Origin of the sequence: Williamsia sp. CHRR-6, from assembly GCF_018474015.1 — a bacterium.
In the GTDB taxonomy this organism is placed as follows: domain Bacteria; phylum Actinomycetota; class Actinomycetes; order Mycobacteriales; family Mycobacteriaceae; genus Williamsia_A.
In genome coordinates, this window is sequence record NZ_JAHCSG010000001.1 from 667,819 (window position 1) to 694,245 (window position 26,427).

The window sequence follows — 26,427 nt, forward strand, 5'->3', positions numbered from 1 at the left end:
TCAGGCGTTCCCGATCGCCTCGAGCCAGCGCAGCCAGCGAGCCAACAGGTCGTCGATCTCGTCGTCGTCGAACGCATCCGGCAGGTAGGAGGCGAAGACCGCGATCGTCGGCCCGTCCGGTCCGGGCATCATCGCCGACTGCAGGTCGATCTCGGCCTGCGGGGGCATCGGGTTCACCAGGTCGATCAGGCGATCGTCGGACACCGGTGCCTGCGTCGCCTGTGAGGTGTCGGGCAACCACGGGGAGTCGGCGGGCAGCTCGGCCACCTCAGTGGCCCCCACCGACCCGATGTAGTTGAACACCACCTGCGGCTCGGGGCGACCCGACAGCGCCGCACGCCCCTCGTCGTCGAGGTAGCGCAGCATCCCGTATCCGATCCCGTTGTCGGCGTTGATCGCTCGCGCCGCGACCGCACGAGCCACCAGCTCATCGATGTGACCGACATCAGCGGCGGCGTCGTCCTCGAGAGCAACGCCGGACAGGTCCACCCGGATGGGGAACATGGTCGTAAACCAGCCGACGGTGCGTGACAGGTCGACGCCGGGCACCACGTGCTCCTCGCGCCCGTGGCCTTCGACGGTCAGCAGCACCGAGTCGTGCACGACTCCGCGATCCGCGCGCCACCCGGCAAGCGCCGCAGCCAATCCCGCGGTCAACACATCGCCGACGGTGACTCCGGCGGCGGTGCCGCTGCCGTGCGATGCCGCCGCACGACGGGTCAAAGCCTCGACCAGCGGTGCCGGCACCCGCACCAGGTGTCGACGATGGGCGTCGGCTCGGTCGGTACTCAGGTCGAGACGGCGCCGCCCGAGGTCGGGATCGGGGTGCGAGGTGATCGCCGCCCAGTGCGGGATCTCGGTGCGCCGCTGTGCGGCTGCCTGCACCAGACCGTCCATCCAGTCGATCCAGGAGGTGCTCGCCGGGGTCAGCTCGGGCGTGGAGCCGCCGTCCACCGCGACACCGGCGGCCACGATGTCGGCGACCAGCACGCGCCAGCCCACGGCGTCGACCACGAGGTGATGCGGCACCAGCAGCAGTCGGTCGGCCACCTCGCCGCCGCAACGCAGCCACACCAGGCGCAGCAACCCGCCACCGTCGAGGTCGAGCTGCGCGGCCGCGGCGTCCAGCGCTGCGCGCGTTGCGTCGTCGAACCCGGCCGTCCCCGGACGCTGATCGGCGGCCAGTTCCACCTCGTCGGTCACGGCGTCGACGTCCAGGGACGTCTCGTCGATCACGAGTTCCTGTGTGCCCGTGTCCAGTCGGGCCCGCAGCACGTCGTGGCAGTCGGTGACCGCCCCGATGACGGTGACGATCTGCTCGCGGGTCACGTTGTGCGGCAACGTGATCAACAGCGGCATCGCGAATCGAGAGTAGTCGCCACCCCGCTGAACCATCTTCGCTGCGATCGGCGACAACGCCGCTCGGCCGGTGCGCCGACCCGGGCTGCGGTCCCCCACCTCGGTGGCCACCGCCGCCAATGCGGCCACCGTGCGTTCGACGATCACGTCGCGGGCGGTGATCATCACGCCCGCCTCGCGGGCCCGGTTCACCAGCACCATCGAGGCGATGCTGTCACCGCCCAGGGAGTGGAACGAGTCGTGGCGGCCCACCTGCTCCGCCCCGGTCAGATCGGCGAACAGCCCGGCCAGCAGCCGCTCGGTGTCGGTCTGCGGGGCTTGGTAGCCCACGGCGACAGCGCCGGCCGGTTCCGGCAACGCGCCCCGGTCCACCTTGCCACTGGCGTTGAGCGGCAACGCATCCAACACCTCGATGCTCTCCGGCACCATGTACTCCGGCAGCCGGTTGCGCACCGCAGCCAACACCTGCGCCGGGTCGCCGGCCCCGTTGCGCCACTCGACGAACGCCACCAAGCGTCCGGTCGGGGTGCGCTCGTCGATCACTGCCGCCGCGTTGCGCACCTCGGGTGCGTCGGTGAGAGCAGCCTCCACCTCGCCGAGTTCGATCCGCAGCCCGCGCAGCTTCACCTGGAAGTCGGCGCGGCCCACATAGTCCAGGCCGCCGTCGCGCCACCGCACCAGGTCGCCGGTGCGGTACATGCGACCACCGCCCATCGGGTCGGCGACGAAACGTTCAGCTGTCAGGGTGGGTGCGCCCACGTATCCGCGCGCCAGTTGTGTTCCGGCCAAGTACAACTCGCCCACCACGCCGGGGGGCACCGGGCGCAGCGCCGTATCGAGGACCCGGATCGCGGTGTTCCACACCGGCACCCCGATCGGGGTGGGCACCGGGGTGTCGGAGGTGACGGTGACCGCGGTCGAGTCGATGGTCACCTCGGTGGGACCGTAGAGGTTGACCACCTGCGCCGAGGTCACCTCACCGACCCGCAGGGCCAGCTCACGCGGCAGCGCCTCACCACCGCTGAACACTGTTCGCAGATCGGGATGCGTTGCGGTGCGCTCACTCGCGGCGGCGAGCTCGTCGACGAAGTAGGCCAGCACCGACGGCACGAACTGCGCCACCGTCACCCCGTGCTCGAGCGTGAGACGCGCCAGCTCGGCCGGGTCGCGGTGGCCCTGAGCCGACGCCAGCACCAGCTCAGCACCCACCGACCCCGGCAGCAGCAGCTCCCACACCGAGGCGTCGAAGGTGAACGCGGTCTTCTGCAACACCACGTCGGTGGCGTCGATGTCGTAGGTATCGGCCAGCCACCGCAGCTGGTTGGTCAACGCGCGGTGACTGATCGCCACACCCTTGGGTTCCCCGGTCGAGCCGGAGGTGAACAACACGTAGGCGAGGTGATCGGGGGTCAGTCGGCCACGACGATCGGCATCGGTGATCGGTGCGGCGTCCTCGCCGCCGGTGGTCAGTTCGGCGTCGACGATCAGGGTGGGCAGCGACACGTCCTCCTGCGGAGCGTGGGCCACCAGCACCGCCACCGGCGCGGCCACCGCCAGCACCCGCTCTCGACGAGCGGTCGGCGCGGCCGGATCCAGCGGCACGTAGGCGGCACCGGCGCGCACCACGGCGTGGATGGCGACAAGCTGCCACGGTGAGCGTTCCATGGCCACGGCCACCAGGTCGTCGGGACCCACCCCGGTGTCGATCAGGCGGCGCGCCAACCGGTTTGCGTATGTATCGAGCTCGGCGAAGGTGAACGTCGATGTCTGCGAACCGCTTTCGAAGCGCAGCGCCACCGCGTCGGGGGTGGCGGCGGCCTGCATGGCGAGCATGGCGGCCACATCTGGTTCGCTGACGACGGCCGGATGTCCGGTGGCCAGATGCGCGATCTCGGCGTGTTCCTCGGCCAGCACCAGATCCACGTCGGCGATGCGGCGACGACCGTCGACCATCGCCCGCAACACCGTCGCCACCCGATCGGCGATCCGACGTGCCTCGTCGGCGGGCACCACCGACGGCTGGTGCTTGACGGCCAGTTCGAGGCCGTGATCGACGATGGCGACCAGACTCAGCGCGTAGTGCGAAGCGTCGGCACCCTGGGCCCCCAGCACGCGCATCCCGTCGATGTCCTCGGCGCGAGCTGCGGCCTCGGTGTCGATCGGATACGACTCGAAGATGGTCAGGGTGTCGAACACCGCGCCGGCACCCACTGCGCGCTGCACCTCGGTGAGGGTGACGTGGTGGTGGTCCAGCAGGTCGGCCTGCTCGTTCTGCACCCGACGAAGCAGGTCGTCGGTGGTCTCCGACAGATCGGTGCGTACGCGCACCGCGATGGTGTTGATGAACAGACCCACCATCTCCTCGACGCCCTCGAGGTCGCCGGGACGGCCCGACACGGTGGCACCGAAGACGACGTCGTCGCGGCCCAGGATCGCCCCGACCACCAGGCCCCACGCCACCTGCACGACAGTGTTGAGGGTGACGTCCAGGCGCGCGGTCACCGTCTCGAGCGCGGCCCGCAGCTCGGTGTCGATCGGCACGGCCACCTCCTCGGGGGTGGCCGAGAGAACGGCGTCGACCGCAGCCGGGACGACGACGGTGGGCTCGGTCAGCCCATCCAACGCCGCCATCCACGCGGTCCGCGAGGCCGTCGCGTCGCGGCGCGCCAACAAGCGCAGATATTCGTCGAAACCGCGGGGCGCCGGCAGACCGGTCAGCGAACCGGAGGTGGCGTAGAGCACCAGCAGATCGCGCATCACCAGCGGCAACGACCACCCGTCGAGCAGGATGTGATGGTTTGACACGGCCAGCTGCGCGCGATCATCGGCGGTGCGCACCAACAGGAACCGCATCAGCGGCGGACGCGTCATGTCGTAGGGAGCGGTGCGGTGCTGCTCCAGCAGGGCGGCCAGCTCGGCGCGCGCCGACTCCTCGTCGCGACCCCGCAGGTCCACCTCAGACCAGTCCGGGCGGGCACCGTCGACGACCACCTGCACCGGCCGCCCGGTCTCGTCGGGCACCACGGCCACACCGAGGTTGCGGTGCCGCCGGATGAGGGCATCGGCGGCGGCGTGCCAGCGCGCCGGGTCGATGACGCCACCGACCTCCAGCGCCACCTGTGCGGTGTAGGCGTCGAGTCCACCCGCACCACCGTCGCCATCACCGGCCACCATGGCGTGGAAGTACATGCCCGACTGCAGCGGTGCCAGCGGCCACACGTCCAGCACGCCGGGGTAGGTTGCCTCCCATCGCGCGAGATCGGCCGCGGTCACCGAGACCAGCTCGACGTCGGACGGGGTGAGGCCACCGGCGTCATCGCTGCGAGCGTGGGTGACCAAGGCGGACAACGCATCCTGCCAATCGGCGGCGATCGCGGCGACCGCCTGCTCATCCAACACTCCGTCGACGTAGGCGAACACCGCGTGCAGACTCTCGCCCGGGGCGGTGTCCGCGTCGGACTCAGCCCCCAGCGCCGCGCGAACGTCGACGTCCAGGGTCAGCGCGGCAGCTGCGCCGATGTCGAGGGTGAGGGTGGCGTCGACGTCGTCGCCGGAGGGCACCCAGCCGTGTCGACGCAGTTGCCGATCCAACTCGCCCCCACCGAAGCGGCCGAGATAGTTGAACGCGACCTGAGCGGGCGCGGCGTCGGCCAGCGCGGCGCCAGCGGTCTCGTCGAGGTACCGCAGCAGCCCCCAACCCAGACCGTTGTCGGGGTGCGCTCGCAGGGATTCCTTGACGCCCTTGAGGATTCGACCCGCCGCGCCGCCACCGGAGAACGCGTCGTCGACATCGTGGGCGGTGGGCACAGGCAGCCGCACCGGGTGCACGGAGGTGAACCAGCCGACGGTGCGCGAGAGATCCGAGCCGGCGATGGCGTCGGTCTCGCGGCCCATCGCCTCGAGATCGACGATCAGGTGATCGGCGGTGGCACCGGAGCGATCAGCCTGCCGGATGCGGTGGCGGGCCACCGCGAGCGCCAGCGCGGCGAGCAGCACGTCGTCGACTCCGGCGCGGAACGTCTCGGCCACCTCACCCAGCACAGCTGCGGTCACCTGCGGCGAGACATCCACCTGCACCCGACGCATCGAGCCGATGGTGTCGCGCGTGGGATCGACGCGACGGGCACCCAGCACCGGCTCATCGCCGGCCACGGTGGCCAGCCAGGTCTCCAGCTCGGCCTGACGGCCTGCGGTGGCTGCCTCGTCGGCCAACGCGTGCAGCCACCGCCGCATCGACGTACCCACCGGGGCCAGCTGCACCGGATCACCTGCGGCGACGGCGGCACCGGCGGTGGCCAGGTCGGTCACCAGGATGCGTAGCGAGACCGCGTCGACCACCAGGTGGTTCGCCACCACGAGCAGGCGGCCGTTGTCGTTCGCATCGGCCGGCTGCAACCAGACGAACTCCACCATGCGCCCGGCCGCCGGGTCCAGGGCGTCGGCGGCACGCAGCATCTCCGCACCCACCACCGATGCCACCGACTCCTCGGCGGCCAGTCGACGCACCGTGACGATCTGCGAGACATCCAGTGCTGCAGGCACTCGCAAGATCTGCTCGTCGACCAGCAGCGCCGCCCGCAGCATGTCGTGTCGCTGCACGACGGCACCGATCACGGTCATCAGGTCGGCCTCGGTGATCCCGACCGGAGTGGTGAGCACCATCGGCATCAGGAAGTTGTGCAGCGATCCGCCCCGACCGAGCATCCAGGCGATGACCGGGGAGATCGGCATGTCGCCCACCCCGCCACCGTCGAGCTCGGCCAGCACCACCTCGGTGCCTGCGTTCACCTCACGGGCGACAGCGGCCAGCGCGGCCACCGTGCGGTGCTCGAAGATGTCGCGGGTGGCGATCGACAGACCTGCGGCTTTGGCGCGGGCCACCAACTGGATGGCCACGATGCTGTCCCCGCCGAGGGCGAAGAAAGAGTCGTCGGCGCCCACCTGCTCCGCCCCGAGCACATCGGCGAACACCGCAGCCAGACGCCGTTCGGTCTCGGTGCGGGGTTCGGTGAACTCGCCGGTCGCGCCGAGCAGGGATTCGTCCACCGGGGGCAGCGCTCGGGCGTCGAGCTTGCCCGATCCGGTCAACGGCACCTCGTCGAGCACCATCAGCGCGGCAGGCACCATGTGCTCGGGCAGTCGGCGAGACACCGAGTCCAACACCGCGGCGGGGTCCAACACCGCGGGGTCCGACACGGCGGGGTCCAGGTCGGGTCCCGGCGCGACGGTGACGTAGGTGACCAGCAGCGTGTTCCCGGCCGCGCCGCGCACGCCCACGGTGTGGGCGAACGACACCGACGGGTGGTCGGCCACGGCGGCGTCGATCTCGCCGAGTTCCACCCGCAGGCCACGGATCTTGATCTGACCGTCGCCACGGCCGACGTACTCGAACTCGCCGGATGCATTGCGGCGCACCAGGTCACCGGTGCGGTACATGCGGGAACCGGATGTGGTGAACGGGTCGGCGACAAACGCCGAGGCGGTCAGGTCCGGCCGGTGGTGGTAGCCCAGTGCCACCGCCGGTCCGGTCAGGTACAGCTCGCCCACCACACCGTCGGCCACCGGGGTGAGCCACTGATCGAGCACCAGCGCCCCGACTCCGTCCAGGGCGGTGCCCATGGTGACGGAGACACCGGTGCGCAGGCGACCCCCGCTGGCCACGATGGTGGCCTCGGTGGGTCCGTAGAGGTTGTACAACGCGACCCGATCGGCCCAGCGCGCCACCAGATCCGGCGAGCAGGCCTCACCGCCCACGTAGAGCGAACGTAGCTGCGGCAGACCATCGGGCTCGATCGTGGCGAGCATCGTCGGCGTCATGAACCCGGCACTGACATCGTGGTCACGCAGGATGGTGGCCAGTTCGTCGCCGCCCACCACACCCGGCGGCACGATCACCGCGGTGGCCCCCTGTCCCAGCGACATCACGAACTCCATCACCGAGGCGTCGAACGACGGCGACGACAGCATCAGTAGGCGATCGGTGGCGGAGATGCTCAGGCGTGCACCCAGTGCCGCCCGCAGTCCGGCCAGGCCGCGATGGCCCACCGCCACACCCTTGGGCGTACCGGTGGAACCGGAGGTGTAGATCATGTACGCCACCGCATCCACGGGCACCGTCGAACCCGGGAACACCGTTGTGGCCCAGTCAAAGTGGCCGTCGATGGCATCGAGGTCCACGCTCATCCACCGCAGCGCACCGGGCAGCGTGTCGGCCACCGCGGCAACGGTGAGCCCCCGCTGCGCGCCGGAGTCGACGATCATGAGCTCCACGCGATCGGCCGGGTAGTTCGGGTCGACCGGCACGAACGTGGCCCCCGTCAGGGTCACCGCGATGGTTGCGACCACCGATTCGACCGAACGCGGGATGGCAACGGCCACCACCGATCCCGGCATCAGCCCGTCGGCGATGAGAGCGCCCGCCAGCCCCGCTGCGCGCGCGAACAACTCCGCGTAGGTCCAGCGCAGGTGACCGGCGATCAGAGCCGTCTCGTCGGCGCGGTCGCGGGCGGGACCCAGCAGCACCTCGGCATAGGTAAGCGGCGAGACCGGTTGCGGGGCAGCATCAATCGCCGCACGCGCCGCCGCAGCCGGATCGCCGACGATGGTCCGCATGGGGGTGTCGGCCCCGTCGGCCACCGCAGCCAACAGCGTGCGCAACCGCCGTTCGATCGCGTCGATCACAGTGTCGCCGTACACGGTTCGCGAGAACTTGAGGTCCACGACCAGCTCGTCACGCAGCGCCACCGACATGGCCAGCATGTAATGGGTGGAGTCGACACCGTCGGCGCCGGTCACCCGCATACCGGCCAGATCCAGTTCGGAGGTCGCCTCGGTCGAGGAGACCGGATAGGACTCGTAGACGGTGATGGTGTCGAACAGTCCCTCCACCCCGGCGGCACGCTGGATCTCGGCCAACCCCACCTGGTGATGGTCGAGCAACGCCGACTGCTCGGTCTGCACACGATCGATCAGATCGGGCAGCGTCTCCTCGGGCCGCAGGGCCACCCGCACCGGGATGGTGTTGATGAACAGACCCACCATCGACTCCACGCCGGCGACCTGTGGGGGTCGGCCCGACACCGTCGAGCCGAACACCACGTCATGGGTTCCGGTCAGCTCGGCGACGACCACCGCCCAGATGACCTGCAGCGCAGTGTTGACGGTGAAACCGCGGGTGCGGGTGAGCTCGAGGAGGCGGTCGGTGACGCCCCGGTCGACCACGATGGACCGGGCGTCGAACTCGTGCTCGCCAAGTGCGGCCGCCGCCGGCGCCACCAGCGTGGGTTCGGTGACGCCGTCGAGCGCACGCGCCCACGCCTGCCGGGACTTCTCGCTGTCCTGGCGCGCCAACCACTGCAGGTGGTCCCGGTAGGGCCGCACACCCGCCAGATGGGTGGCGTCGCCGTCGGTGACGTACAGGGTCAACAGATCTCGGATGAGCAGCGGGGTCGACCACCCATCGAGCAGGATGTGGTGGTTGGACAAGGCGAAGCGGTAATCGTGCTCGGCGAGCCGGATCAACCGGAACCGGATCAGTGGTGGCGCGGCCATCGTGAACGGGCGCCCCACCTCGTCGGCCAGGATCTCGCGGAGCCGCTCGGCGCGGGTGGCCTCGTCGAGGTCGCGAAGGTCGTCGTAGCCCATCGCCAGGGTCGCCGCGGCCGGGATCACCTGCATACGCCGACCGGTCACCTCGTCGAAGACGAATGCGGCCCGCAGGTTGTCGTACCGCGCCAACAGGGCTTGGCCGCTGCGCCGAATCCGTTCCGGATCAACGGTTCCCGCCAGCGACAGCACCACCTGCGCGGTGTAGAGATCGCGACTCTCCCCCGCCAGCGTGGCGTGGAACAGGAACCCGTCCTGCAGCGGCGAGAGCGGCCACACGTCGGTCAGCGGCCCGAACCGGTCCTCGAGGCGCTCGATCCCCGCCTGGTCGATGGTGACCAGCGGCAGATCCGACGGGGTCAACCCGCCGATCTCGACGGTGGCCACATGCGCAGCCATCGCCTCGATCGCCTCGGTCCACAGTTGCGCGACCCTGGCCACCGTGTCCTCGTCGAAGAGCGTGCCGGGGTAGCTGAAGGTGGCCTCGAGTCGATCACCGATCGCGATGCCGGTGAGGTCGAGCGCCGAGATGGGCATGTCGTCGTCCAGGGCACCCCACACCGCGGCCACCGAGTCGTCGGGGGCGAATCCCAGTGCGGCCACGTCGGTGTCGGCGTCGGCGCGCGCCGAGCGGCCGAGGTAGTTCACGGTGACCTGCGGCTGTGTCGGCGCGTCGAACTCCACTCCGGCGAGGTACCGGAGGATGCCGAACCCGATCCCCCGGTCGGGGACCGTCGCCAGGATCTGCTTGACCGTCTTGAGGATCGACGCGTTGGCCGCGCCGCCGGCCAGGGCGTCGTCGAGGTCGATGTCGGCCAGATCGATGGCCACCGGGTAGATCGAGGTGAACCAGCCCACGGTGCGTGACAGGTCGGCGCCGGGCACCACCTGCTCTTCCCGTCCGTGACCTTCGACGTCGACGATCAACGGTGCGACCGCACCGTCGCGTTCACGGCGCAGCCGGGCCACGGCCACGGCCAACGCCGCGATCATCACCACGTCGGTGCCGGTGCGGTAGCCCGCCGGGATCGTCGACAGCGCAGCCGCGCTCAGCGACTCCGACAACACGACCTCGTGGCGGCGCATCGTCGACGCGGTGTCACGGGTGGGGTCGAGAGCCCGATCTCCCAGCGGCGCATGGCCGTTCGCCAGCACCGTGCGCCAGTACTGCACCTCGTCGGTGGCCGCGCGTGCGGCGGCCGACTCGCTGATCGCGTGCGACCAGCGCCGCATGGAGGTGGGAACCGGAGCCAGGCTCGGCTGCGCGCCCGAACTTCGGGTCCACCAGGCGGTGGCCAGATCAGGCAGCAGGATCCGCCACGACACACCATCGACCACCAGGTGATGCGCCACCAGCAGCAGCCGTCGGCCCCAGGGGGCGACGAACAGCACCGCAGTGAACACGGTTCCGGCGTAGGGATCGAGTTCGCCTGCGGCGGTGTCGAGTTCGGCGGCCACCAACGCGGCGAACTCGTCACTGCCCGCCGCGGTGTGGTGCTCGACCACCCGAACGACCGTAGCCGGATCGACGCTGCCCACCGGGGCGACGACGACGGTTGCCGTGCCGTCGGCGGCCACCGCGAGCCGCGCCCGCAACATGTCGTGGTGATCGATGAGGTCGCCGATCGCAGCAATCATCGACGGCCCGTCGGAGCCGTCGGGAGCGGTGATCAGGTTGGCCTGCGAGTACCGCTGATGGGCACCCGGCCGCTGCCGCATCCAGGCGGTGATCGGGGTGATCGGGAACTCTCCCACGCCACCGCCGTCGAACTCGGCAAGCCTGGTCTCCTCGGCTGCGTCGGTGCGGGCCACCTGCGCCAGTCCGGCCACCGTCTTGCGGTCGAAGACGTCCTTCGGGGTGATCACCACCCCCTGTTCGCGAGCCCGGGTGACCAGCTGGATCGAGACGATGCTGTCGCCGCCGAGGGCGAAGAACGAATCGTCGAGGCCCACCTCGTCGAGTCCGAGGACCTCGCAGAAGACCTGCGCCAGTGCGGTTTCCACCGGTGAGCTCGGTGCCCGCAAGCCCGCGCTCGATGCGGCGGCGGACAGATCCGGGGCGGGCAGCGACCGCCGGTCCAGTTTGCCGTTGGGGGTCAGCGGCAGCGCGTCGAGCACCACGACGGCGGTCGGCACCATGTAGCCGGTGAGGAACTGCGCCGCGAAGTCGAGCAGGTGCGCCGGTTGCAGGTCCTCGACACCGGCTTGGGCCACGACGTAACCCACCAGCACCTCGCCGCCCGGACCGTCGTCGCGGACGTGGGCGATGGCGTCGGCGACACCGTCGGCCCGGCGCAGGACCGCGCCGATCTCGCCGAGCTCGATGCGGAAACCACGCAGCTGCACCTGCGAGTCGCTGCGGCCGGCGTACTCGAGTTCCCCGTCTCGGTTCCACCGAGCCACGTCGCCGGTGCGGTACATCCGTGCACCCGGCACGCCGTAGGGATCAGCCACGAAACGGGTGCTCGACAGATCGGCGCGGGCAAGGTATCCGCGGGCCAGTTGTGCACCGGTCACGTAGATCTCACCGGGCACCCCCACCGGCACCGGGCGCAACCGACTGTCCAGGACGTAGGTTGACAGGCCGGGCAGCGCCCGGCCCACCACACTCGACGAGGTGGCGGCCACGGTGTGCGCGTCGAGCGCCTTGAAGCTGACGTGCACCGTGGTCTCGGTGATGCCGTACATGTTCACCAGCCGTGGCGCGCACGGCTCCTGCAGCGCGTAGAAGCGGGTCAGCTGCGAGAAGTCCAACGCCTCGCCACCGAAGACGATGTGGCGCAGGCTCAGCTCGGATGCGTCACCACGATCACGAACGGCCTTGCGGGCCTGGGTGAACTGGTAGAACGCCGACGGCGTCTGGTTGAGCACGGTGACACCTTCGGCGGCCACCAACTCGACGAACGCGATCGGGTTGCGCGAGGTGTCGTAGTCGACCACGACCAGACGACCGCCGTGCAGCAGCGGGCCCCACAGCTCCCACACCGAGAAGTCGAAGGCGTAGGAGTGGAACATCGTCCACACCTCGGCCCCTGCGTCCCCGCCGGTCGCGTCGGTCGCATCGGTGGGCGTGACCCAGCCGAACAGCGGGTCGGCGTTGTCGAACAGCGCCAGCACCTCACGGTGGGTGATGGCCACGCCCTTGGGTCGACCGGTCGACCCCGAGGTGTAGATGACATAGGCCAGGTTCGAATCCCGCAGCGGCGCACGACGATCGGCGTCGGTGACCTCATCGCCGACCGGCGGCGCGGACGGATCGAGGAACACCGTCGGCACCGCGCGGACCGCGGCAGGCAGTTCGACGGCCTGAGCGTGGGTGGTCAGCAACGCCACCGGGCGTGCGTCGGTGACCGTGTACTCGAGGCGCTCGGCCGGGTAGGTGACGTCGATGGGCAGGTACCCGGCACCGGCGACCAGGACCGCCAGCAGCGCCACCACCAGGTCGTCCTCGCGCGCCATGGCGACGGCCACCAGGTCATCGGGGCCAACTCCGGTCGAGATCAGTTGCCGCGCAACGCCATCGACCCGGGCCTGCAGCTGCGCGTAGGTGATGGTCGCGCCTCGGCGACCGAGAGCCTGGGCGTCGGGCCACGACCGGCAGGCCGCGTAGAACCGGTCGACGAGGGTGTCACCGCTGATCGGGGCACCCGGCGTGTTCCAGGCCGCCAAGACCAGGTTCCGCTCGGCGTCGTCGAGGATGCTGATGTCGCCGACCACCCGATCGGCCTGCGCGGCGCGGGTGAGCTGATCGAGCACCGACAGCAGCGCGGCGCCGATCCGGGTGACCGAGGCGGCGTCGAACAGATCTGTCGCGTACGTGATGGCGCCGGTCAGTCCACCGACCGACGAGCCGGCTGCGATGTCCCTGTCGGGACCCAGCGTGAACTGCAGGTCGAACTTGGCCACCTCGACCTGCTCAGGCAACGGTGTCACCGTCACCCCGGGCAGCTCAACGGCAGCCTGTTCGGTGTTCTGCAACACCACCATCCACTGGAACAGCGGCGCGAACGCCGTGGACCGCACCGGCGCCAACTCGTCGATCACCCGCTCGAACGGCAACTCGGTGTGCGACAGCGCGGCGGCATCGGCGGCCCGCACCCGGTCGAGCAACGCAGACACCGACTCCGCGGGGTCCAGCTCGGTGCGCAGCGCGACGGTGCCGACGAACATGCCCACGAGATCGTCGAGATCGGGATGGCCACGACCGGCCACCGGGGTGCCCACGGTCACGTCGTCGCTGCCCGACAACGTCGACAACAGAACGGCGACCGCGGCGTGCAGCACCATGAACGGGGTCATGCCGTGCGCGGTGGCCACCGCCACGATCCGCTCGTGGAGTTCGCTGTCGACCGCCAGCGGCACGGTGGCGCCACGCAGCGACGCCTGCGCCGGGCGCGGGCGATCGAAGGCGACGTCGAGTACCTCGGGTGCGCCGGCCAATGTCGTGCGCCAGAAGTCCATCTCACGTGCGGCCACCGACTCGGGATCGTCGAGGTCTCCGAGCACGTCTCGCTGCCAGCGGGCGAAGTCGGTGTAGGCCACCGGAAGTGGCGTCCACTGCGGGCGGCCACCCGCGGCGCGCGCCAGGTAGGCGGTCATCAGGTCCCGAGCGGCGACCGCGGCCGAGGCGCCGTCGATGGCGATGTGGTGCACCACCATCACCAGCACGACGTCGGTGTCGGCAGTGGTGGTGCTCGAGCTGTCGGGGTGCGCGATCGACAGTGCCGTCACCCGCACGGGAACCGTTGCGGTCACGTCGAATCCGGCCGTCACCAGAGCGCGGACCCGATCAGGCACCTCCTCGATGCCGACCGTCTCGCGCGCCAGCACCACCCCACTGTCGGCCACCGACCGCACCACCTGCATCGGGGTGCCATCGATCGACGGATACACCGTGCGCAGGATGGCCTGACGCTCGAGCAGGTCGGCCATCGCCGCCTCGAGCGCGTCGAGATCGAGGGTCCCGGTCAACCGCAACGCCACCGGCACGTTGTAGGCACCCGAGACGGTGTCGTACTGGTTGATGAACCACATCCGGGTCTGCGCGGACGACAGCGGTTGCGGACCGTCGTGTGGACGGGCGGACAGCTGCGGTGCCGCCGGACCCGACGTGGGCGCGTCGAGACCGCCGAGACCGTCGACCACCCGCGCCAACTGCTCCACGGTCGGGTTGTCGAACACGTCTCGTAGCGGGATACGGTTGCGCGACAACGCGGTTCCCAGTCGACCCGCCACCTTGGTGGCCGACAGCGAGTTGCCACCGAGGTCGAAGAAGCTGTCGTCGACGCCCACCCGCTCGGTGCCCAGCACCTCGGCGAAGATTCGCGCCACCAACTGCTGAGCTGCGGTCTGCGGGGCCCGGTAAGCGCGTTCGAGCGCTGCGAACTCCGGTTCGGGCAGGGCGCGGCGATCCAGTTTGCCGATGGGGGTCAGCGGGATCGAGTCGAGCACCACCACCGCCGCGGGCACCATGTGCGCAGGCAGCCGGGCGGCCACGAACTCCAGCAGCGCGGCCACGTCCAGGCCGGTCGCGTCGCGTTGCGCCTCGTCGGGCAGGGTGACGTAGGCGGCCAGCGCGGTATGACCGGTCGGGTCGGGCACCCCGACGGTGACCGCATAGTTGACGAGTCCGGAGTCGACCAGCGCACGGTCGATCTCGCCGAGCTCCACCCGGAAGCCGCGCACCTTCACCTGAAAGTCACTGCGCCCCAGATATTCCAGCGAGTTGGGCGCCACACTGCGATCCAGGCTGACCCGAACCAGGTCACCGGTCCGGTACATCCGGGACCCGGGTGCACCGAACGGGTCGGCGACGAAACGTTCAGCGGACAGATCGGGGCGGTTGTGGTATCCGCGCGCCAGACCCGGCCCCGACAGGTACAGGTCACCGGGCACCCCGCGCGGCACCAGACGCAACCGGGAGTCCAACACGCGCAACGTCACTGCGCGCAACGGCGAACCGATGGTGATGCGGTCGCCGGCGTTGATCCGCTCGGTGATGGTGTCGATCACGGTCGCCTCGGTGGGGCCGTAGGCGTTGCTGAGCCGTCCGCTCCACCGCTGGGCCAACTCCGGTGGGCACACGTCGCCACCGACGATCACCGTGGTGACGCAGTCGAGGCCCTCGGGGTCCACGGTGAGCAACGCCGTCGGGGTCATCACCACCGTCGACACCTGCTCGGCGCGGATCAGCTCCGCCAGCTCGTCGCCACCGAAGACGTCATGGGGCGCGACCACCACCGTTGCCCCGGCTCCGAATCCGGCCAACAGCTCACCGACAGAGGCGTCGAAACTCGGCGACGCGACATGCAGCACCCGGGCCTGAGGACAGATGCCGTAGTGCTCGTCGACGTCGGCGGCGAGGTTGGCCAAGCCGGCGTGGGTGACCACCACCGCCTTGGGCGTGCCGGTCGAGCCCGAGGTGTAGATGTAGTAGGCCGCATCGGCGATCCGCAGGGGCCGAAGGCGATCGGCGTCGGTGACCGGGGTGCCGGGATGGTCGTCGGCGTGATCGATCAGCTCGTCGATGTCGATCCAGTCGATGTCGTCAGGCAGCGCGACGCGATCGGCTGCGGTGGTCAAACCGACCACCGGAGCGGCGTCGGTGAGCATCGCGGTCACCCGGTCGGCCGGGTAGTCGGGGTTGATCGGCACGTACGCCGCACCGGTCTTGGCCACCACCCAGATGGCCACCACCGACTCCAGTGATCGGCGCATCCCCAGGGCCACAACCGAATCCGGGCCTACCCCGAGTTCGATGAGCTCGCGGGCCGCCTGCGAGGTCAGGGTGTCGAGCTGGTGGTAGGTCAGACTCTGTCCCCCACCGACCACCGCCTCGCCGGCCGGGTTGGCCGCCACGCCTGCGGTGAGCAGGTCGGGCAGCAGGGTGGGCGGCTCGTCGCCGGCACCGGTGAGGCTCAGCAGGTCGTCGCGTTCGGCGTCACTGATGATCTCCACTGCCGCCACCGGGGCGTCGACGTCGATGACGAACGACTCCAGCACGCGCAGATAGCGATCGGCGAACTCGGCCACGGTCGCCTCGTCGTATAGGTCGGTGGCGTAGGTGAGGGTGGCCGGGGCCGGCTCGTCGTCGGCGACGTTGTCGCTGATCGACAGCTGCAGATCGAACTTGGCCACCTCGATGGCCGCCTCGACCGGGGTGACCCGCAGATCCGGGAACTGCACCTCCGGAGATGCGTTGTTGTCGAACGACAACGCCACCTGGAACAGCGGATGGTGAGCGGTGGACCGCGCTACGTCGAGCACCTCCACCAGCCGCTCGAACGGCACGTCCGCGTGCGCCATGGCAGCCACGTCGGTCTCGCGCACCGCGGCGAGCAGCTCGGCGATCGTCTGGTCGGGATCGACGTCCACGCGCAGTACCAGCGTGTTGACGAACATGCCGACGAGGTGGTCGAGTGCCTCGTCACCACGCCCGGCCACCGGGGTGCCGATCGCGATGTCGGTGGACCCGCTCAACCGGCCCAGCAGCACCGACAGCCCGGCGTGCAGCACCATGAACAAACTCACGTCGTGGGCCTGTGCCAGCTCGATCAGCCTGTGCCGCAGATCCGCATCGATCTCGAAGGCCAACGCCGCGCCGCGCAGCGACTGCTCGGCCGGGCGCGGCCGATCGGTCGGCAGATCGAGGAACTCGGGCAGTCCCCGCAACTGGCGCGCCCAGAAGTCGATTTGGTCGTAAGCGATCGACTGCGGATCGTCCTCGTCGCCGAGCAGCGCACGCTGCCAGATGGCGAAGTCGGCGTACTGCACGCTCAACGGCGCCTGCTGCGGCGGATGACCTTCGCGCCGAGCCTGATACGCGATGAAGACGTCGGCGAACAGCGGGGCCAGCGAGGCGCCGTCGGCGGCGATGTGGTGCAGCACGACGATCAGGACGTGGGCCCCAGGGGCGACGGTCAGCAACGTGATCCGGGCCGGCAGGTCGACGGTGACGTCGAAACCTGTTGCCGCCTCGGCGCGTATCACCTCGACGACATCGGCTGCGGCCACTGTCCGTTCGCGGTACATGACGTGTGCGGCGGTCTCGGGATCGGTGATCACCTGCACCGGCGTGCCGTCGACGTCGGGGTAGATGGTGCGCAGCGATTCGTGGCGGGCCACCACGTCGACGACCGCGGCGCGCAGGGCGGCGGTGTCGAGGTCGCCGTCGAGCCGGATGGGCAGCGGCAGGTTGTAGGCCGGTGAGGTGGTGTCGAACTGGTTGATGAACCACATCCGGTTCTGCGCCGGCGACAGCGGGATGGTCTGCGGCCGTGGACCGGCGGTGAGTGCCGGGCGACGTGACACGCTTGCGCCGTCGCTGTCGATCATCGCGGCCAGGGCGGACACGGTGGGGTTGTCGAACACCTCACGCACACCCACCTCGACGCCCACCGCGGCCGACAGGCGCGCAGCCACACGGGTGGCGCCGATGGAGGTGCCGCCGATGTCGAAGAAGGAGTCCGTCGCGCCCACCCGCTCGGTGCGGGCGACGTCGGCGAAGACCTGAGCCACGGTCCGCTCGGTGGGGGTGCTCGGGGCCACGTGATCGCTTGCGGTGGAACCGAACTGCGGCACCGGCAGCGCACGGCGATCGAGTTTGCCGTTGGCGGTCAGCGGCATCTCGGCCAGCTCGATCAGCAGCGCGGGCACCATGTAGGCCGGCAACCGGTCCTGTAGATGTGCGGTGATGGCGGCGGTGTCGAGAACCCGAACATCCCCCGCTGCATCAGATGTGGGGGAATCCGGCCGCGATCCGGAGCCCGAGGTGGGTGTGGGGCGCGACATGGGGACGAGATAGGCCACCAGGTACTGCTCGGACTCACCCGAGGCGGGGTCGGGGGCGTCGTGGACGATCACCACGGCGTCGGCGACATCGGGCCGCTCGGTCAGCGCCGCCTCGATCTCACCGAGCTCGATGCGCAGGCCACGCAGCTTCACCTGGAAGTCGCTGCGTCCGATGTACTCCAACTCACCGTCGGGGCGCCGACGCACCAGATCGCCGGTGCGGTACATGCGTTCGCCGCCGGTCGAGGCGACGTCGGCGACGAACCGCTCGGCGGACAGGTCTGGGCGGCCCACGTAGGCGCGCGCCAACTGCACACCGGTGATGTAGAGCTCGCCCACCACCGTCGGCGGCACCGGGCGCAGCCGGTCGTCGAGAACGTGCAGACCGGTGTTGGCCACCGCGCGACCGATCGGCACCGTTTCGGTGTCGGCGGGGACGTACTGGTGGTAGGTCACGTCGACTGCAGCCTCGGTGGGCCCGTAGAGGTTGTGCAGCTGGGCATCACACAGGGCAGCCAGTCGCGCCGAGGGGGCCGGACCCAGTGCTTCGCCGCTGGCGAAGACCAACCGCAGCGAACCCAGGTCCGACGACTGCGCCGAGGCCACGAAGACCGACAGCATCGACGGGACGAAATGCAGTGTGGTGACGCCGGTCTCGGCAATGACTCGGCCGAGATAGACCGGGTCGCGATGACCGTCGGGGATGGCGATGACCAGTTGCGCACCGACCTGCAACGGCCAGAAGAACTCCCACACCGACACGTCGAAGGTGGCCGGGGTCTTCTGCAACACCACGTCCCGCGCACCGAGCTGGTACTCATCCTGCATCCAGCGCAGCCGATTGACGATGGCGCGGTGGGTGATCGCCACCCCCTTGGGTTTGCCGGTGGAACCGGAGGTGTAGATGACGTAGGCGGTGTTGTCCGCGAGCAGCGGACGGACCCGGTCGGTGTCGGTGATGGGGGCGTCGGAGTATCCGGAGACGTCGACGACGTCGAGTTCCACGACGACGTGGGCCTCGCCGGATTCGGTGGTCGGGGCTAGAAATCCGTCGCCGGTGGTGGTGAGGACCACAGCGGGGCGAGCGCTGTCGAGCACGTAGGCGATGCGCTCAGCCGGGTGGTCGAGGTCGACCGGGACGTAGGCTGCACCGGTCTCGATCACCGCGTACATGCCGATCAACAGGTCGACCGAGCGCCGCATGGCCAGCGCCACATGCACTTCCGGGCCCACCCCGGCGTCGATGAGGTGGCGGGCGAGCCGGTTGACCTGGCTCGCCATGTCGGCGTAGGTGAGGGTGCGCCGCTGGAACACCAGCGCCGTCGCCTCCGGGGTGCGACGGACCTGCTCGTCGAACAGGGTCGCCAGGGTGAGGCTGTCGGCCGCCGGGGCCTCGCCTGACTCGGCGATCACCTTGGCCAGCATCGCCGAGAAGCGTTCGGCGAACGCACCTCCCGAGGAGTCGTCGAGCAGGCCCGGCAGCAGGGTCGACAGTGCCACGGTGACCGCCGCCTCGGGACCGACACCGACGGCGGCCAGCGTGGCGTGCAGTTCCCGGGCCTTGGCCGACAGGGCCCCGTAGGTGACGTCGGTGCCCTCGTGCGACAGTGCCACCCCGTCGGGGTTGATCCGCGCTGCGGTCTCCAACAGCTCGTCCAGCGAGGAGTTCTCCAGCCCGCCGATCCCGACGGTGTCGTTGTCCTCGCCCGATTCCAGTTGCAGCCATTCGGCTTCGGTGAGGATGTCGATGTCGCCGACCACGATGTCGGGATCGGCGGCCACTGCGGAGAGCACGGCCAGGAACCGCTGGGCCATCGCCTCGATCGTGGCCGCGTCGAAGATGTCGACGGCGTAGTCGAAGACGGCCGCGATCCCCCGGCCTCGGCCGTCGGCGCCGAAAGTCTCGGTGATGCCGAGGGTGATGTCGTTCTTGGCCACCCGAATCGACGAATCGAGTTGTCCCACCGTCATACCCGGCAGCTCCACCTCAGGGATGTCGATGTTCTGCATGGTGAGGCTGGCCTGGACCAGCGGGGCGTGGGTGCGGGAGCGCGCGGGCGCGAGCGCCTCGACGACCTGCTCGAACGGCACATCGGCGTTGTTGAACGCCCCCAGGTCGGCCTCGCGGGCGGTGGCCAACACGTCGACGAACCGCTCGCCGCTACCCACCCGCGTGCGCAGGACCAGCGTGTTGACGAACATGCCCACAAGCCCCTCGACGGCCGAGGCGCTACGGCCGGCGATCGGGGTGCCGATGGCGACGTCGTCGGTGCCACCGAGGCGCGCCAGCAGTGTCGCGAACGCGGCGTGCAGGACCATGAACATGGTCGAGTCGTGACTCAGGGCGATCGCGCGCAGGCGATCCTGGGTCGCGGCGGGCACGGTGAACTCGACCTCGCCGCCCACGATCGAGCGCGGCTCGGTGCGCGGCCGATCAGTCGGGATGGCCAACAGCTCGGGCATGCCGCGCAGCTGAGCGCGCCAGAACTCGATCTGCTTGCCCGCCAACGACTCCGGATCCTCCACCGAGCCCATCACCGACTGCTGCCAGATGGCGTAGTCGGCGTACTGCACCGCCAACGGTCGAAACACCGGTTCGACGCCCTCGACACGGGCCCGGTAAGCGGTCATCAGATCGGTGGCCAACGGCATCAACGACGATCCGTCGGCGGCGATGTGGTGGATCACCAACAGCAGCGCGTGATCGTCACCAGCGCCGGCGGCGTCGGCGTCGCCGCCCAGCGAGAACAGGCAGGCCCGCAGCGGCGGTGCGGCGGTCACGTCGAAACCCTGCCCTGCCAACTCGATACAGGCCGCGATCAGTTCGTCGTCGGATGCGACCGATCGTTGTTGCAACGGCAGGTCGAACTCATCGAGAGCCAACACCTTCTGGGTGGGTCCGTCGACCGAGTCGGGATAGATGGTGCGCAGGATCTCCTGGCGCGCAACCACATCGGTGAGCGCGGCGGTCAGCGCGGCGACGTCGAGCCGTCCTCGCAGACGCAGGCCCAGCGGGATGTTGTAGTCGGCGTCGTGCGGGTTGAGCCGGTTGGCGAACCACATCCGTTGCTGGGCCAGCGACAGCGGGATCTGCGCGCCGCGCTCACCTGCGGTCAGCGGCTGCATGGCCAACTGGTCGAGGTCGGGCAGTTCGCCGATCGCCGTCGCCAGCTGCGCCACCGTCGGCGACTCGAACAGCATCCGTACGCCCAGGCGCACGCCCAAAGTCTCGCTGAGTCGGGCGATCACCCGGGTCGCGGCCAGTGAGTTGCCGCCGAGGTCGAAGAACGAGTCGTCGGCGCCGACCTGCGCACGGTCGAGGACCTCGGCGAAGGCCGTGGCCACCGCCCGCTCCATCGGCGTCGCGGGCACCCGATCGGATGCCGCGCTCACCAGGAACTCCGGCGTGGGCAACGCCCGGCGGTCCACCTTGCCCGCCGGGGTCAACGGCACTTCGTCGAGCACCGTGATCGAGCTGGGCACCATGTAGCCGGGCAGGAATCGGGCGGCGTGCGCGGCCAACTCCGCCGGCCCGACCTCGACGGCATCGGATGCATTGTCGGGCACAGCAAGTCGCACGTAAGAGGCCAACGCGGTGTCGCCGGTGGGTCCAGGCACACCGAGAGTGACCGCGAAGTCGACCGCCGGGTGCCCGGCCAACACGGCATCGATCTCCTCGAGTTCGATGCGGAACCCGCGCACCTTCACCTGATGGTCCGACCGACCCATGAACGCGAGAGACAGCGCCTGCGGCGCGTCCGGGTCCAAGCGCACCCACCGCACCACGTCGCCGGTGCGGTACATCCGATCTCCCGGCGCCCCATAGGGATTGGCGACGAACCGCTGCGCGGTCAGCGACGATCGGTTGCGGTAGCCGCGGGCCACACCGGGTCCGCTCACGTACAGCTCGCCGGGCAGCCCCACCGGCACCGGCGCAAGCCGATCGTCGAGCACGAGGGCGCTGACCCCGAGCACTGGCGGTCCGATGGTCACCGGGACGTCGGCGGTCAACGGCGCGCTGACGTTGGTGGCGACCGTGGCCTCGGTGGGCCCGTAGGCGTTGATCAGTCGACGACCGGCCGACCAGCGGGTGATCAACTCGCTCGACGGCGCCTCGCCACCGACCACCACCGCGTCGAGGTCGGGCAAATCGTCGGGGGTCATCAGGGCCAGCGCAGCCGGGGTGATGAAGGCGTGGGTCACCGCGGCGTCGTGCAGCAGCTCCCGCAGCTCCTCACCGCCGTAGACCGACACCGGCGCGATGACCATGGTGGCCGCCGAACCCAGCACGAAGACCAGCTCGAACACCGAGGCATCGAAGCTCGGCGAGGCGAAATGCAATACCCGCGAACTGCTGTCGGTGTTCAGGGCAATCCGCATCGACTCGGTCAGCGCGGCCAGCCCGCGATGGGTCACCTCGGTGCCCTTGGGGAGACCGGTGGTCCCAGAGGTGTAGATCAGGTACGCCAGGTGATCGAGAGCGACCGGCCGCAGACGTTCGTCAGGTTCGATCGCGGTGTCGGCGCGAGTATCGATGACCGGGTCGTCGATGGCGATCCATTCGACGTCGTCGGGCAGCCCTGCACCGGCGTCTGCCGTGGTCGTGATGCCCAGGCGGGCATGAGAATCGGTGAGCATGTGGGCGATGCGATCGGCCGGGTAGGTCGGGTCGACCGGGACGAACGCAGCTCCGGCGCGAGCCACTCCCCACACTCCGAGCACCGACTCGATGCTGCGCGCCATGCCGAGCGCGACCACGTCGTCGGGTCCGACACCTCGCGAGATAAGTTCGCGCGCAAGCTGATTGGATCGACGATCCAACTCGGTGTAGGTGAGCTGGCGATCGCCGGCCACGATCGCCACGGCATCGGGGTGCACGCGCGCAGCCCGGTCGAGCAGATCGGCCAGCGTGCACGCAGGCGGCGGAGTGCCGCCGCGCACCGAGACCAGCGCACGCGCCTGCGCATCGGTCAGCAGCCCGATGTCGCCCACGGTGGCGGCGTCGTCGGCGACGAAGCCGGCCAGCATTCGCAGCAGTCGCTGACCCAGGTCGGCCGCGGTGGAGGCGTCGAAGATGTCGGTGGCGTAGCCGACGAACCCGGTGACCCCGGCCGCGGCACCGGACTCGTCGAAGCTCTCCGCCAGGTCCACGGTGAGGTCGAACTTGGTGTATTCGGTGTCGATGGCACCGATCTTCACGCTGAGCTCGCCGACGTCGTAACCGGTCTGCGGCGCTCCGTTGACCCCCAGCACCACCTGGAAGATCGGGGTGTGCGACGCCGAGCGGGAGGGCGCGATGACGTCGACGATGCGCTCGAAAGGCACGTCGGAGTTGCTGAACGCGTCGAGGTCGACCGCACGCACCGAGGCGAGCAACTCCCCCACCGTGGCCGCGGTGTCCACCCGTGTGCGCAGTGCCAGCGTGTTGACGAACATGCCCACCAGCGCGTCGAGCTCACTGGCCCCACGACCGCCGATCGGCGCGCCCACCACGATGTCGTCGGAGTTGCTGTACCGGGCCAGCAGAGCGGCAAAAGCCGCGTGGTACACCATGAATCGGGTGACGCCGTGCCGGTTGGCCAGCTCGCCGATGGCCGCGTGCAGCGCGGGGTCGATGGTGAAGACCTCGGTGGCACCCACTCCCGGTCGCGTCTGTCCCCGGGGGCGATCAGTGGGCAGACCGATGATCTCCGGCGCCCCCGCCAACACGCCCTTCCAGTGCTCGAGCTGACGGGCGGCCGGCGATCCGGAGTCGGCATCGTCGCCGAAGGTGGCCGACTGCCAGCGGGCGAAATCGGTGTAGTGCGCCGCCAGCGGCGCCCAGTCCGGGCGCTGTCCGGCGACGCGACTGCGATAGGCGGTCAACAGATCTGCGGCCAACGGCTGCATGGACAGACCGTCGGAGGCGATGTGGTGCATGACGAACACCAGGACGTGCTGCGTGGGAGCCGACGAGTCGCCCGCCTCGATCACCGCGTCGTCGAGCACCCCACTGTCGAGCACCCCACTGTCGGTCACTGCGTCGTCGAGAACTGTGCTGTCGGCGGGCACTGTGCTGTCATCCTGCACCACCCGGGTCGACCGGTCGCCGTCGGCGATCCGCGGCGCCGTGGGGTCCAGACGCAGCAGGGCGGTGCGCACCGGGACGGTGGTGGTGACGTCGAATCCGGGGAACACGAACTCACGCAGACGGTTCCACAGATCGTCGGGGTGCACCGAATCGACCCGAACCGGCGGTAGCGCGTCGATGATGGGCACCACGACCTGCTCGGGGCCCTGCGGTCCGCCCGGGTAGATGGTGCGCAGCACCCGCTGACGATCCACCAGGTCGACCAGGGCCGAACTGAGGGCGTCGATGTCCAGCTCGCCGGTGAACACGAACGTCAACGGGATGTTGTAGGCACCGGAGGTGGGTTCGTAGGTGTTGATGAACCACAACCGCTGCTGGGCCAGCGACAACGGGATCCGTTGCGGCTGCGGCCCACTCGGGATCTCGAACCGCGGGACCACCGTCGACCCGGTGGCCTGCGCGGCCCGGATCTCGGCCAGCTCGGTCAGCTGCGCCACCGACTGCGCTTGGAACACATCACGCATGGTGATGTCGACCGACAGCGCGTCGGACAACTCCGAGACCAGCCGCACAGCCGCCAGCGAGTTCCCGCCCCGATCGAAGAACGAGTCGTGGACGCCGACGCGCTCCACGCCGAGGACTGCGGCCATCACCCCGGCCACCATCTCTTCGCGGGCGGTCCGTGGCGCCACGTACTGCGCCACCGGGGCGTCGGGGACCTCGACCTGGGCCAGCGCAGCGCGGTCGAGCTTGCCGTTGGCGTTGGTGGGCAGCTCGGGGATCTCGACCAACGCAGCCGGAACCATGTACTCGGGCAGGGTGTTCGACAACGAGGAACGCAGCGCTGCGACATCGATGGTGTGGCCCGCCGCAGGCACCACGTAGGCGACCAGCCGGGCACCCACCTCCGAATCCGCGAGCAACACCGCAGCAAAGGCGACCGACGGATCGGTCAACAGCGCCGCCTCGATTTCGCCCAGCTCGATGCGCAGACCGTGCAGCTTCACCTGGAAATCGGTGCGGCCCAGGTACTCCAGCTCGCCGTCGGCTCGGGCCCGCACCAGGTCGCCGGTGCGATACATCCGCGCACCGGCCGGCGCACCCACCGCAGGCGGGGCCGCGACGAACCGGTCGGCGGACAGGTCCGGGCGCGATACATAGCCGCGCGCGAGCTGCACACCGAGCAGGTACAGCTCACCGGCGACCCCCACCGGCACCGGACGCAGCCGCCGATCCAGCACCGCCACCGCGGTGTTGGCCACCGGCCGTCCGATCGGGACGCTTGCGGTGTCGGCGGGAACCCACTGGTGGTAGGTGACATCGACCGCGGCCTCGGTCGGCCCGTAGAGGTTGTGGATCTCGGTGTCGCACAGCGCATCGAGGTCACGCGCGTAGTCGGGCACCAACGCCTCACCGCTGGTGAAGACCAGCCGCAGCGACGTCAGGGCATCGCGATCGGCCCCGGCCACGAACACCCCGAGCATCGAGGGGACGAAGTGGATCACCGCGATCGACTCGGCGGCGATCAGTCGGCACAGATAGGCGACGTCGCGGTGCCCGCCCGGGGCGGCCACCACCAGGCGGGCGCCGATCTGCAACGGCCAGAAGAACTCCCACACGGACACGTCGAAGGTGGCCGGGGTCTTCTGGACCACAACATCTGCAGCACCGAGTCGGTACTCGTCTTGCATCCAGCGCAGCCGGTTGACGATGGCACGGTGGCTGACCGCCACACCCTTGGGTTTACCGGTGGAACCCGAGGTGAAGATGACGTAAGCGGTGTTGTCGGGGCGCAACGGGCTGTTGCGGTCGCCGTCGGTGATCGGCGTGCCGTCACGGTCGGAGACGTCCAGCGTCGACAACTCGACGAGGGCATCCACCTGCACCCCATCGGGCAGGTCGCTTCGAGCCCAGGCCAGCACACACACCGGCTCAGCGGTCGCCAGAGTGTGTTCCCAACGGGCCCTGGGGTGTTCAAGGTCCAGCGGAACATACGCGCCGCCGGCGGCGATGATCGCATACATCCCGACCACCAGGTCCAGGCTGCGCTCCATGGCCAGCCCCACCAACGATTCCGGGCCCACGCCACCGGCGATCAGATGACGGGCCAGCCGCGACACGCGCTGCGAGAACTCCCGGTAGGTCAGCGTCTCACCCTCAAAGGTGAGCGCAGGCGCCTCGGGCGTCTGCGCCACCGCATCGGTGAACATCGCCCACAGGTCGGTGTCCGCCGTGTGCGCCGCCGGGCCCGCGGCCGCTGCGGTCCCGACTGAGGCGAGTGACTCGGTGAGACGGGTGATCAACGCGGGCAACGCATCTGCTGAGTCCGGGGCCGCGACAGCGGCGGCGGGGATCAGCGTGGACAACGCAACCGAGACCACGGCGTCTGCGCTCAGGCCACCAGCCGCCATCGGCGCCAGCGGGGCCAGCCGCGCGGCGAGGTCGGCGAAGGTGACGCTGCCGCCGTCCCAGCGCAGCGCCACCCCGTCGGGGTCGGTGGCGGCCGCATGATCGATGTCGGCGAGCAGGTCGCGACGTGGATCCACCACCGGGACAACCAGATTCGGTGCAGGCGCACCTGACCCACCGGAAATCGACACGGC

General features: G+C 69.9%; 1 protein-coding gene (only partly in view). It reads right to left on the reverse strand.

Going from position 1 to position 26,427, the window contains the following annotated elements; all coding sequences use genetic code 11:
• Nucleotides 1-26,427, reverse strand: the 3' portion of a protein-coding gene (locus KIK15_RS03195; protein WP_214242667.1) for a non-ribosomal peptide synthase/polyketide synthase. It continues 9,279 nt past the right edge of the window; only the last 26,427 of its 35,706 coding nucleotides appear in the window; its start codon lies beyond the right edge, outside the window; its stop codon occupies nt 1-3.